Source organism: Vibrio sp. PSi01 (assembly GCF_054960695.1).
Genome location: NZ_JBHNYN010000004.1, coordinates 339,335 through 352,131, shown reverse-complemented (window position 1 = coordinate 352,131; position 12,797 = coordinate 339,335). Strand labels below are relative to the sequence as shown.

Annotated in this window: 10 protein-coding genes; all 10 read left to right on the top strand. The window is 44.3% G+C overall.

Annotated elements, in window-relative coordinates:
• The first annotated feature begins 58 nt into the window (after positions 1 to 58).
• The 10 genes from ACFI6G_RS08795 to ACFI6G_RS08750 all read left to right on the top strand — a co-directional run bounded on the left by ACFI6G_RS08795 (position 59) and on the right by ACFI6G_RS08750 (position 12,797).
• Positions 59 to 2,182: a TonB-dependent siderophore receptor gene (locus ACFI6G_RS08795; protein WP_016768156.1), complete on the top strand. Its 2,124-nt coding sequence runs from the start codon at positions 59 to 61 to the stop codon at positions 2,180 to 2,182.
• An 82-nt stretch (positions 2,183 to 2,264) separates the two neighbouring features.
• The gene (locus tag ACFI6G_RS08790; protein WP_016790287.1) at positions 2,265 to 3,203 is read left to right on the top strand and encodes an iron-siderophore ABC transporter substrate-binding protein; all 939 of its coding nucleotides are present in this window, start codon (positions 2,265 to 2,267) and stop codon (positions 3,201 to 3,203) included.
• Positions 3,203 to 5,197 (top strand): Fe(3+)-hydroxamate ABC transporter permease FhuB, encoded by a 1,995-nt coding sequence (gene fhuB, locus ACFI6G_RS08785; RefSeq protein WP_065099907.1) that lies wholly within the window; start codon positions 3,203 to 3,205, stop codon positions 5,195 to 5,197. The genes ACFI6G_RS08790 and fhuB overlap by 1 nt, the downstream gene beginning before the upstream one ends.
• Positions 5,198 to 5,412: 215 nt before the next feature.
• Complete coding sequence (locus ACFI6G_RS08780) at positions 5,413 to 6,225, top strand: crotonase/enoyl-CoA hydratase family protein (RefSeq protein ID WP_016785343.1); 813 nt, start codon at positions 5,413 to 5,415, stop codon at positions 6,223 to 6,225.
• A gap of 93 nt (positions 6,226 to 6,318) precedes the next feature.
• On the top strand, positions 6,319 to 7,488 hold the full coding sequence (locus ACFI6G_RS08775) for an OmpP1/FadL family transporter (RefSeq protein ID WP_462710241.1): 1,170 nt from the start codon (positions 6,319 to 6,321) through the stop codon (positions 7,486 to 7,488).
• Complete coding sequence (locus ACFI6G_RS08770) at positions 7,488 to 8,177, top strand: hypothetical protein (protein WP_046209273.1); 690 nt, start codon at positions 7,488 to 7,490, stop codon at positions 8,175 to 8,177. The genes ACFI6G_RS08775 and ACFI6G_RS08770 overlap by 1 nt, the downstream gene beginning before the upstream one ends.
• A gap of 287 nt (positions 8,178 to 8,464) precedes the next feature.
• Positions 8,465 to 9,577, top strand: a complete 1,113-nt coding sequence (locus ACFI6G_RS08765) for an NADH:flavin oxidoreductase (protein ID WP_022571036.1) — start codon at positions 8,465 to 8,467, stop codon at positions 9,575 to 9,577.
• Between the two features lie 408 nt (positions 9,578 to 9,985).
• Positions 9,986 to 10,633: a CatB-related O-acetyltransferase gene (locus ACFI6G_RS08760; RefSeq protein ID WP_016785339.1), complete on the top strand. Its 648-nt coding sequence runs from the start codon at positions 9,986 to 9,988 to the stop codon at positions 10,631 to 10,633.
• A 157-nt stretch (positions 10,634 to 10,790) separates the two neighbouring features.
• A complete protein-coding gene (locus tag ACFI6G_RS08755; protein WP_010430346.1) occupies positions 10,791 to 11,255 on the top strand; it encodes a hypothetical protein in 465 nt (154 codons plus the stop codon).
• 99 nt (positions 11,256 to 11,354) lie between these two features.
• Entirely contained in the window at positions 11,355 to 12,797 is a 1,443-nt protein-coding gene (locus tag ACFI6G_RS08750; RefSeq protein ID WP_016768149.1) for a TolC family protein, read from the top strand.

Genomic DNA, 12,797 nt, shown 5'->3' with positions numbered 1-12,797 from the left:
CATACAATGCAAATGAGATTTATTATTATTTATATTAAGCATTGGTACCGAGGGAATTATGACCACTCACACTCGTTTTAAGTATTCATCATTGGCAGTTGCGTTGCTGACGGCGTTTTCAACGCAAGCGTTGGCGGAAGATACTATTACAGCAGCAGATTCGAATATAGAAACTGTCACTATTATGGGCAAAGCGTATCGTAATACCGCAACCAAATCGGCACTTGAACCAGAAGAAACGCCTCAAGGTATTACGGTTATTGATGAAGCACAGTTAGAGCAACGAGGTGTTCAATCTTTGAACCAAGCCCTTCGTTATGCACCGGGTGTTGTAACTGAAAACCGAGGTGGCTCTGTAGCCATGTTCGATTCTTACTCTATACGCGGTTTTAAAACCAATAACGTTAACTATTATGATGGTTTATCACTTCAACAATTGAATGGCTGGAACTTACAGCCGCAGATTGATCCTATCGCAATGCAACAAGTTGAGATTTTTAAAGGACCGACTTCTGTACTTTATGGAGCGATGCCACCGGGCGGCATGGTGAACATGATCGCTAAGGCTCCGCAAACTGAAAAATCAACGAAGGTTGGTGTCGCGACAGGTTCGCGAAACCTACAAGAAGCTTCGATTGATACCACTGGCCAGTTTGGTGACAGTGATTTCTCTTACCGTTTGATCGCACTTGCTCGCAAACAAGATAGCCAAGTTGATAACGCTGAAGAAGAACGTTACTTAATTGCCCCTTCTGTAGACTGGCAAGCAACAGACAGCACATTAATCAACTTCAACCTTTATTACCAAAACGATCCTTCAATGGGCATCAACTCTTCAATGCCATTAGATGTTCTGAAAGCAAGCAACCCATCTGTTTCTATGGGTGATAAGAACTGGAGTAAATTTGAACGTGAAGTGTTGATGGTTGGTTATAAGATTAACCACGACTTCAATAATAATTGGACATTCTTACAGAATGCTCGTTATACCGATGCATCTCTTTACCAAGAGAACACTTACCATGTGAGCTACGATTCAAATACGCCGAATCAACTTAGTCGATACTTGTATTCTACAGATGAAAGCTTTAAAGGCTTTGTCATTGATAACCAATTGAGTGGTCTTATCAAAGCTGGTTCAATAGAACACAATGTGTTAGTTGGTATCGATTATCAAAATATGGATGGAGACGTAAATTACTCGTCTTATAGCGCTAACGGAAGTGGTTTCAATAGCTTCGACCCGTTGAACCCTAACAATGATCTCCTCGATCGTAGCGATGTAACAAAAACGGGTGAGTATCTTGATGACACCACATCAAGCCAACTTGGCTTATACCTTCAAGACCAAGTTCGTTTAGATGCTCTTGTCCTAATTGCAGGTGCTCGTTTTGATCACTACAAGTCAGAAAGCGATTACTACGCACATGAATCTGATCACAAGCAATTTACTTATCGTGTAGGTGGTTTATACGAACTTAATAATGGTCTATCTCCATTTGCGAGTTACGCGACCAGTTTCGAGCCAGCTCCGGGTGTTGATAAGAGTGGCAACGAATTTGATCCTGAAATGGCGCAGCAAGCTGAGATTGGTGTGAAATACCTGTCTGATGATATGTCGAAAGAAGCGACGGTTTCTTTATTCCATATTGTTAAGCAAGATATGTTGATGACAGATCCGACAAACGTCTATGGACCAAGAATTCAAGTGGGTGAAGTGGTATCGCAAGGTGCTGAACTATCAGGCCGTTGGTTTGCTACTGAGAACTTTGATATTGCGGCAGCTTACACTTACGTCGATATGGAAATAACAGAAGACACGAGTAATGGCCTAGAGGGCACTACGCCAATCTATGTACCTGAACATACTGCGAACTTGTGGGCTAACTACAACGTATTTAACGGCATGCTAGCGGGCTCCCGATTCAGTGCTGGTGCTCGTTATGTTGGCGAAATGCAAATGGATGCGAGTAATACTCAAGGTAAAGTACCTGCGTACACAGTGGTTGACCTGTCTGTAGGTTATGACTTAGGTGCAGCGAGTGATACTTTATCAGGCGCTACTGCTAACTTAGCCGTAAATAATATCTTCAATGAAGAATACTATGCCTGTTACGATCAATCGAACTGCTGGTTCGGTGCTGAGCAGTCTGTAGAACTCAGCGTGAACTACGAGTTCTAATTTATTTGAATACATAAATCTAAGCAGCCTGTGTGGGCTGCTTTTGTCGTTAAATAAACAATTAAAAAGTGACAGTGATTATATGAAAGCCAACTATTTTACTTCTCGTGTCCCTAAAGTGAGTTCGTTCATTGTCTCATTGAGCTTGTTGTTATCAGCTCAAGCGATGGCCAACTTTCAAGTTGAAGACAGTGAGGGTGTTAAAACCCTTGAAGCTCAGCCTGTTAGAGTGGCTGCGCTGAACTGGGACATAGCCGAACAAGTGATTGAACTCGGTGTAACACCAGTGGCAGTGCCTGATATCGCTGGCTATACAGATTGGGTTGTTCAACCTGCGATTCCAGAAGGCGTGGCAGATATTGGCACTCGAACTGAGCCTAATTTCTCTGCTTTGAAGAAGCTAAACCCTGATGTGATTCTTATCGCTTCGCCTCAGAAAGATCTTCAGCAACGACTTTCTGAAATTGCGCCCGTGCTTTACTACCAAACATACAGTGACCAGCACAGCAATGCAGCGGCGGCTATCGAGAACTTCAAGAAGATAGGTCAATTGCTTGGTAAAGAAGAACAAGCGAACCAAAAATTGGCCGCAATGGATGAACGTATCGCTGTTCTAAAAGCTGAGTTAGACCAAGCGTATCCAGGCGACAAGCCGAAAGTTACCTCTTTCCGTTTTGCGAGCACGACTTCTGTATACATTTACGGTGATAACTCTATTCCACAATATGCACTTGAGCAGCTTGGCTTTGACAATGCGATGGATCTTCCTGCAAGTCAGTGGGGTATCAGTCAAAAGCGTATGACCGAGCTTAAGAACGTGAAGAAGGGGATTGCGCTTTACTTTGAACCTTTCCCATATCAAGACAAGCTAGACCGTTCTCCGGTTTGGAAGAGCATGCCCTTTGTTCGTAATGGTCAATTTAGTCCAGTAGCCGCAAGTTGGAGTTACGGCGGTGCAATGTCGATTTTGTATAACACAGAAGCCATGGCGCACTCGTTGTTGACGCTAGCGGAGCAGTAATGAAATCCAGTGGTTTTATGATGGGGGCTGCGCTGCTTTGTGCTGCCCTTATTCATTTGTGGTTAGGGCAGTCGGAATTTGGCCCTATTGGTGAGTTGCTTCAGCAAGCCTCACAGATCAGTGATATCGCAACATTCAACTTAATGGTCGATGATTCATTCGAATTGATGGCGTTAGCCTATGTCAATTTACCTCGCTTGGTGATGGCGATCTTGGTTGGCGGAACACTTGGCACCATAGGTAGTTTGTTCCAGCAGCTGACTCAGAATCGCATGATGTCGCCGTTAACTTTAGGTACATCATCAGGTGCATGGCTTGGTTTGGTTATTCTGAATGTGGTGGCGCCAATGTTAGTTGCTCAATATTCGGTTTGGTTTGCGCTAGTCGGGGCATTGCTTGCTATGGGGCTGATTGTTTCGATTGTCGGAATCAAAAATATGAGCGGCTTGCCAATTGTATTGGCGGGCATGGCGATCAACTTATTGCTAGGGGCATTTGCAACGGCGATTATTCTGCTTAACGACCAGTACGCTCAAAATCTGTTTGTATGGGGGGCGGGCGATCTAGGACAGAACGGTTGGGAACAAATAATTTGGCTGATGCCTAAGTTGCTGCCGATCTTCGCCATCTTCTTGTTGGCGCCAAGAATCCTGACTTTGCTTTCGATCGGGACTGAAGGGGCAGCAGCGCGCGGGCTCAATATTGGCGCAACATTCTTTGTATTGATGGCGGTTGGCGTTTGGTTGGCTTCAGTATCGATTACCTCGGTAGGCGTGATCAGCTTTATCGGCTTGATAGCTCCAAACATTGCTAGGCATTTAGGTTTTCTAAAGGCCAAATCTGAACTCGTCGCAAGCTGTGTATTAGGTGCGTTATTACTCTGTGTCACCGACAGCTTGGCGATATTCTTGGCGCAATGGTCTTTAGATATGATTCCAACAGGGACGGCAACCGCGGTGATTGGTGCTCCAGCGTTGATCATTATTGCTCGCAAGCAAATGTCTGCTCAAGATCAGCTATTTTTCTCGATGCCTAAAGGGCCGAAGTCTATTTCATCTTTGGCTTACTTCTTGTTGGGCTCGATGATCCTCGGGTTGCTGGCGTTGAGTACATTGTCTCAGCCTTCTTCAGATATGGGCTACTTCGTTATCCCCGATGTATTTGAATGGTCGATTCGTTGGCCGAGAATGTTAACGGCGATATTCGCTGGTGGCGGTTTGGCAGTGGCTGGTGTGATTTTACAAAGGTTGGTTTATAACCCACTTGCAAGCCCAGACATTCTTGGCGTATCGGCAGGTGCGGTGTTAGCGCTGATTTTCAGTAGTCTGTTTATGGGATACTCGATTCACTCACTAAGCCCGTGGGTTGCGTTTTTAGGCAGTGCGATTGCACTCTGTTTATTGCTATTTCTTGGCAAGAAGCATCAGTTTGCACCGTCTATTCTGATCCTGACAGGTATCTCGCTGACCGCAGTACTGGAAGCTTTAGTGCAATTTTCTCTAACGCGAGTAGGTGAGGGGAAATACACCTTATTGGCTTGGTTAGCAGGGTCTACCTATCGTGTTGAACCTGAGTCTGCCACTATAATGGCTGTCGTGATTACGGCTTGCATAGGTGTTGCTCTATTGTTGAGTCGTTGGGTGACCTTAATTGCGACTGGACGTCAGTTCGCGAGTGCCAGAGGGTTGAATATCAACATCGCCTACGTCGCCTTGTTGTGTATTGTTGCGATCTTATGTTCGGTCGTGACAACCACCATGGGGCCTGTCGCATTTGTCGGCTTGTTAGCTCCGCATATCGCTGCAATGGTAGGGGCTCGTTTGGTTCGAGAGCAGATTATCTTGGCGTTTTTGATTGGCGCAGCATTGATGCTATTTGCCGATTGGCTAGGTCAAGTGGTGGTGTTCCCCGCGCAGCTTGCGGCAGGAACCTTAGTTTCCATTATTGGCGGCAGTTATTTCATCTTCTTGTTACTGAAATCTCGAAGAGCGTAAATTAACGGTTAGTAAGTTAAGAGCTCGGTTCATTGTTCATTGGAACAAGTATGAAAGGCCGTGAATGGAGCGATCCATCACTGCTTTTTTTATTCATGTCGTTTGTGTAAAGGGGAGGTGTTAAGCAACACAGGTCTCGCTTCTCATACGCAAACTTTGCATATGTTAACAAGATGTATAACCTAAAGGTCTGACCACTTAGTTGAGTAGCCCACATGACCGACCTTTCTCGTATCACTTGTTCCATCGATGAAAACCAAATCGCGACCGTAGTATTGAACCGTCCAGATAAGCTGAATGCTATTGATATGGCGATGTTTCAAGGCGTTAACACTATGATCAGGGAGCTAAAAAAGAATACCGAGATTCGCGTTGTTATAGTGAAGGGGAATGGCGCGGATTTTTGTTCAGGGCTTGATGTTAAGTCTTTATTGAATAGTAAAGCTGGGGCATTGAAGCTTCTATTTAAATGGTGGCCAACGTTGCCGAATGCTGCGCAATACTTCTCTATTGGCTGGCGAGATATCCCATGCCCGGTGATTTTTGCGATACATGGGCGTTGCTGGGGAGGAGGTCTACAGTTAGTCAGCGGCGGTGATTTTAGAATTGCTAGCCCAGACGCCAACTTCTCGGTATTAGAAGCGAAATGGGGTTTGATTCCTGACATGGGGGGCGCCATCGCATTTCGTGAACTCATGCGTAAGGATCATACTTTGGAAATGGCGATGACCGCGAAGGTGATCGACTGTGAAACTGCGAAAGAATATGGATTGGTGACCAAGATTGCAGAAGATCCTTACGCTGAAGCTTATGCGTTGGCACTTGAGTGTGCTAATCGATCGCCAGATGTCCTTGCCGCCAATAAGAAGCTCTACAATAAAACGTGGTGGTCTAGCCCTGGTATTGCGCTGTTTTTAGAGACTTGGTATCAAATCAAAGTTGGAGCAAGGAAGAACAGAGCGATTGCCATCCAGCGTGAAACTCATAACGATAAACCACGAAAATATCTTCCCAGAACCTTTAAGTAGGGCTTGTACAGGAATAATCGTTATTACCTTTGTTTATGGGACTTTGCGGTAGCCTTAGAGCAATTTTATGTCTAAGGCTAAATGAGCAATCTGATGAACAAAACTTTTACTTACTCTCTAGCTGCCACCGCAATCTTTACTAGCTTAAAAGCATTTGCAAGTGGCCTTTTTTTACAAGAGGCCGTTGTTGCTAACGCTGGTACTACTGGTGCTGGTGATGGTGTTTATACTCGTTCTGCTGCTGCAATGTGGACCAACCCAGCCACTATGTCTCACATGGGCGAAAGCAAGACGACCATTAATACTATGGCGTTTGATCTTGAGATGAAATATCAAGATAACGGGGACAAGCAGGATGGTAAAGGCCATTCAGTGTTGCCTTCATTTGGCGCGTTTCATGCACATCAAGTTACCGACAAATTACACCTTGGTATCGCGCTTGGTGCTGTCGGTGGTTCAAGCCTTGATTACGGCAGTGAATGGGCGGGTGCTGCACTTCTAGAAGATATCACTCTCACAGCAATGCAAGTGAATCCATCACTGAGTTATCAGCTTAATGAACAGTGGTCAGTTGGTGCGGGCGTTCAATTGAGTTGGGCTGCATTACAACAGTTATCTTCTCTTTTTACAGCTAAGCAAGATACAGACTGGGCCTACGGATATAATCTTGGTGTGATGTATACACCAACAGAAAAACTTAAGTTGGGTGCGAGCTATCGTTCTAAGCTCGAACATGAATTTAACAATGACGTAAATGTGTTTACTGGTGGGCAGCGTTCGTTAAACACTGGTATTGATGTTCCTGAACTAGTTGATGTCAGTGCAAGCTACGCATTGAATTCTCAATTAGATTTATTGGCAAGCATTCAGTTTCATCGTTGGAGCCAATGGGATAGTACGGTTTTAGACCTAGGTACAAACCAAAACGGCAATCTGCCAATTAGTCAGACTTTAGAACGTGACTGGGATGACGTTTGGAAATTTGCTGTTGGTGCTGACTATCAATTGAACTCAGATTGGCGCTTGAAAGCGGGCTTCTCTTACGAAACCTCTCCACAAGACGATCCGTCAATGCAATGGGTTGACCTCCCTGTTGGCGAACAGTATCGCTACTCAGTAGGTGCTTCAACGTATTGGGATGATATCTTGATCGACGTGTTCTACGAATACGCGGATTTGGGTTCGGTTGAAATGGATCGTTTAATGGTTGATGGCTCTTTCGATGGCCGTATCCACTTTGTTGGCGTTAGTGTGACCTTCTAATGACATTACGTAATCTATTACTTGTTGCTGTGGCAACGTTCGGATCGATGGATGCTTTGGCTGAAGAGAAGCACCCTGATGATCCGACTAAAATCGTAACCAAAGCCGGCATTGCTTATAACGAAGAACTGAAGTTTTCGGGCTCTATCGGGCTTGATGAAGCGCGAATGATCAACGCGCGCGTTAATGCAGACGGCGAAGAATGGCGAGTGGGCGGCTCATGGCTATTGCCTTTGGGGATCGTCAATTTCAACTTTAGTCGCTCTGAATACGACAACGATGCTTACAAGAATAACTACAGTATCGGAACATTTGTTCCATTGAGTTATTTCGATATCGAACCCTTTGGTTGGCAAATCTTCCCGATGGCTGGCTACAGCTATAACGATGGTGAAGTGGCGGTATTCGATGATGAGAATGTGGGTTCTGATTATGTATTGATGCCGAGTTCGACTCATGGCGGTTATATTGGTGCATTTGGTCTGAAAACGATAACTGAAGAGTGGTCTATCATGGGCTTTGGTGGTGGCTCTATGGGTTCTGATGATTATTCAGGCTATTGGGCAGGGGTCGGTGCTAGCTACAAATTGAGTGACGCCCAGTCGTTCAATTTCTTCACTATTTTTGCTGAGGATGACTTCGGTGAGAATAACAGTGTTGGTGCGTCTTATACCTATGAGTTTAAATAGCTGTTAGCAGGTAGCAATTCGCAGGTGGACACCTCTCGTAAGAACCATTGACTTAGTCCAGATTAAATTGAACAAAGTCGCTTATTAAAGTTGAGCGACTTTCTTTTATTACCATTTCTCCAATCTTTTTTATCTCTTTTTGATGCTTTCTATACCTCTCTCATATAAGAGTGCCGCTCTCTTAATCTAGATTAAGTTTTACCTGCCATATTCTCTGTACTATCCGCTTGAATCAGTGCCCATGCTTAATGGGTAACTTGCGTAATACGATTTTGAGAGGAAGACACTTGAGCACTTTGTTTACAGAAACCCACATTGGCAAGATGACACTAAAGAATCGCTTCATGAGAAGTGCAACGTGGGAAAATATGGCCACCGAGGATGGGCATATGACAGATAAACTGTACGCTATCTACGAAGAGTTGGCTCAAGGTGAAGTCGGCCTGATCGTGACGGGTTACGCGAACATCGTTGAAGAAGAAAAGCCTAATGCGGGCATGATGGGGATGTATAACGACTCATTCATTGCAGAGTATCAGAAACTGACTCAACTGGTGCACGACAACGACTCTAACATAGTAATGCAATTGGCTTATGGTGGCACCAAAACCACGCATGATCTTGGCGAACGAGTGATCTACGCACCAAGCGAGGTTCCGGAAAAAGGAACTCAAACACTAGGCAAAGCGATGACCAAAGACGAGATCGACTACATTGTTGATGCCTTTGCTCAAGCGTCTTTGAGAGCACAAAAATCAGGCTTTGATGGCGTTGAGATTCATGCTGCACACACCTACCTGATTAACCAGTTCTTAAGCCCTTATTACAACCAACGTGAAGATGAATACGGCGGTAGCTTAGAAAATCGTATGAGATTCTTGCTTGAGATCTACACATCGACTCGTAAGTTGGTAGGTGATGACTTTCCTATCTTAGTTAAGCTTACAGCTTCTGAGTTTTTCGAGGGCGGAGTGACGTTTGATGAAACTCGATCGGTGTGTAAGAAGCTTGAAGAAATTGGTGTTGATGGCATCGTGGTGTCAGGCAACATCCATGGTAAAGCCGACACCATGATTGGCGAATATCACGATGGATTCACTATTCAAGCTGAAGGTTATTTTCACGAATATGGTCATGCTATCAGCCAAGACGTTAATATTCCGGTGATCACTGTGGGTGGATTGACAGATTTCGATGCGATTGAAGCCATCGCTAATAACACGGGTATTGAATACTTCGCGCTTTCAAGACCTCTGCTATCAGAGCCTCATTTAGTTAAGCGTTGGAAGGAAGGGGATAGAAGTCCTGTTGAATGTGAGCGATGCTCTAAGTGTCGTACTAAGCGCGGCAACTTTTGCGTGGTGAATAAAGACAGAAAAGTACAGCTCGCTCGCATGTAATCGCTGATCCTAGACCCAAGCGTAAGCCTAAATTAATAAGCGAGTCTAAGTTTGAGTTTGTGTTAATTACAGGCTCAAACTTGTATTCTAAAAACGATATTTGAAACCTTATTAATCACATTCTTGTGTCAAATGAGTGTGCATTAACGGATACAATACACCTGTAAATTATCTAACCAAGTTATCGATAACCAACTGAGCAAACTTTGAAATTACTTCCTCTCTTAAAGCAACCTCGAATCCACTGACACCTTTTTAGTTTTAGCGGCATTACGATCATTTCAACTGTGACTACACTATTGATGTATCAGGGCACCCATTGCTACTACGTCAGCGAAGCTGTGCACGTTGAATCTGTATGGTCGAGTATATTGATATTTAACTAATAAAGATTAATCAGAGGTAAAAATGCAAAACAAGCATTGGTCCAAATTCGAGTTGCTGCATGAAATCGTAACCAACCCCAATATTCACGTAAAAGGTCAACACAGTTATTACAGTGATTGTTGGGATAATGGCTTCGAACAATCGGTAGTACGCTATTTACATGGTGACGAAGTCAGCCGCCAGTGGGAGCCTCGATGGGAAATCGACGAACTCTATATTGGTGACTATGTTTGCATTGGCGCAGAAGTTGTCATTCTCATGGGCGGAAATCATACTCACAGAGTGGATTGGTTTTCACTGTATCCGTTTATGGACGTGATTGAAGACGCGTATATCGGCAAGGGTGACACTCATATTGAAGATGGTGTTTGGCTAGGCATGCGAGCCATGATAATGCCAGGAGTAACGATTGGTGAAGGCGCTGTGGTTGCTGCAAATAGTGTTGTGACAAAAGACGTCGCTCCCTACTGCATTGTCGGTGGCTCTCCTGCGAAAGTGGTTAAATACCGTTTCGACGAGTCTGTTATTGAAGAACTGATTTCGATGAAAATATACGACTGGCCTGAAGATAAGTTTGAATTATTGAGGAAGCACTTAAGTGGTTCTGATCTACAGGCACTCAAAAATTCGCTAGTTGAGTATGATGCGCAAACCCCGGTAAACGATTAATTGAACTTAGTATTAGGAACACTCAGTTGCTTGTTGAGTGTTCTTTTTGTCCATCTATTCAGCAACTACCATCAATTTCATCACATCTGTGTACTTCATCATTGACCTTACCCTAAGGGTAACCTTTATAGTTACCTTGAAAACCTAAAGGTAAGCTATGACAAACACATTCCGAAAAACTTGGATTATTGTTTTCAGCATCATTGCGATGTTGATGTCTAGCTATGCCTCAAGCTCCTCAGCCTTGATGACTGAAGTAATGATGATGGAAATGGGGTCGAGCAAATCGGCTTGTTACCACAGCGGTACTTCGGTTAATGATTCAATGGCAGGGTGTCATGTGATGAGTGAAAAAGTACACGCTGAAGACTCTAACATGAGTGCCCATGCTTTGATGGCTCAATACGATATGTCTTCAATGAGCGAAGACGGCAGTTCGATGATGGGTAACCATTGTTCGAGTGCCGATTGCTGTGCCTCAATGTGTTCTGCAAGTCCCTATCCAATTCAGGCTGTTCAAGCCGTTGATCAACTTTCCTTTTCATTAGCTCGTTTTCAATCGGTCACGATTGGCCAGAAAGTCGCACGTGCTCAATCTTTGTTACGCCCGCCCACTGCATAAATCTATATCTAAAAATACAGCTCTATCAGTTAGCTAAATCTGATAAGTCATTCTTTTTTATGCGCTAATTAGCGCTAGATATGGACATTCATTGTGAATATGAAACCAACAACCTCTGTGTTTGTCATGAACACGAGCTTAGTGGTTGCTGCTGCCTTGCCTATGGCCTTGTTTTCAAGTGCTACGCTCGCGGCTACCACTGCGTCAGCTTCAAATGCTCAAGATATTTCAGCACATGACCAAGCAAGTTCGACGCAGCAACTCAATACACTGATTGAGATTGCTTTAAGCGAAGATGGAAATCGCAAACAGTACTTTGCTCAGTCTCAAGCGATGCGAGAAACGGGCATTGCCAACGCGACCTTAATGGACCCGAAATTAAAAGTTGGATTTGGCGGTTTGCCTGTCGATAGCTTTCAATTCGACGAAGACCCGATGACTAATATATCGGTAGGGTTGATGCAGCAGTTTGAGCGTGGCGATACGCTTAACCTCCAACAGAAAAAGGCAGGCCAACAGGCTGATGCTTTAGCTTTGCAGGTGCAAGCAAGAGAATTGACGGTTGCGAATAGCATGACGCAGCTTTGGCTTGAATTGGGTTACCAGAAAGTCGCAGAAGGTGTTATGCGTGAAAATCGTCGTTTGTTGCTTGAGCTTGAAAATTATGTACAAACCAATTACTCGATTGGTAAAAGTGAAGCACAAGATCTGCTTAATGCTCAGCTTCAAGTGAGCAAGCTTGATGAGAAACTTCAGGCAAACCAACAGGTTCAACGACGTTTAATCTCTCAGCTTTCTGAATGGTTGGGTTCTGATTGGCTAGGCTCTCAGGTTCTTGATTCTCAGGGCACATTGAATGCAACTAACCAAATCGATTGGTCATTGTTAGAAAGCAAATTAGCGACCAATACCGATTCAACCAAGCACTACCAGCTACTGACTGACCATCCTTTGGTTAAGATCTCCGATGTCAGTATTTCCTCCAATCAAACTCAGGTTGAGTTAGCCGAGCAAGCTTATACCCCGCAGTTTGGGGTAGAAGTGATGTATGCGTACCGCCAAGCCAATAACATGGCGGGTGAACCTGCTTCTGATTTGGTGAGTGCTTATCTGACAGTCGACATTCCGCTGTTTACGGGGAATCGACAAGATAAAAACTTATCGGCTGCTCAGTATCAAGTTGGTGCGGCTAAATCTCAAAAAGACACCTTACTTTCCCAAATGAACGCGCAAGTGAACGCATTGCTGGTGGACAGATCAAATCTTATCCAGCGATTAGATCGCTATCAAACGTCCTTGCTTCCTCAAACCGCAGCCCGAATCAGCGCGGTTGAAAGGGGTTATCAAAACAATACCGCTCAGTTTAACGATGTCATTTTAACAACGACCGATGAGCTGGCGCTTAAGTTAGAGCAACAACGTTTGATCACCGATCTCAATATCGTTAACAGCAAACTGGCGGCGTTAATCAGTGGTTTTGAATACCAAGTAAACCAACCACAACTCAACTCAAGCGCAACTAAACACACAGCCAATCAATAA

Excerpts from the sequence above, each read along its gene's own strand:
- ACFI6G_RS08795 (WP_016768156.1), top strand. The coding sequence starts at position 59 with ATGACCACTCACACTCGTTTTAAGTATTCATCATTGGCAGTTGCGTTG.
- ACFI6G_RS08790 (WP_016790287.1), top strand. The coding sequence starts at position 2,265 with ATGAAAGCCAACTATTTTACTTCTCGTGTCCCTAAAGTGAGTTCGTTC.
- fhuB (WP_065099907.1), top strand. The coding sequence starts at position 3,203 with ATGAAATCCAGTGGTTTTATGATGGGGGCTGCGCTGCTTTGTGCTGCC.
- ACFI6G_RS08780 (WP_016785343.1), top strand. The coding sequence starts at position 5,413 with ATGACCGACCTTTCTCGTATCACTTGTTCCATCGATGAAAACCAAATC.
- ACFI6G_RS08775 (WP_462710241.1), top strand. The coding sequence starts at position 6,319 with ATGAACAAAACTTTTACTTACTCTCTAGCTGCCACCGCAATCTTTACT.
- ACFI6G_RS08770 (WP_046209273.1), top strand. The coding sequence starts at position 7,488 with ATGACATTACGTAATCTATTACTTGTTGCTGTGGCAACGTTCGGATCG.
- ACFI6G_RS08760 (WP_016785339.1), top strand. The coding sequence starts at position 9,986 with ATGCAAAACAAGCATTGGTCCAAATTCGAGTTGCTGCATGAAATCGTA.
- ACFI6G_RS08755 (WP_010430346.1), top strand. The coding sequence starts at position 10,791 with ATGACAAACACATTCCGAAAAACTTGGATTATTGTTTTCAGCATCATT.
- ACFI6G_RS08750 (WP_016768149.1), top strand. The coding sequence starts at position 11,355 with ATGAAACCAACAACCTCTGTGTTTGTCATGAACACGAGCTTAGTGGTT.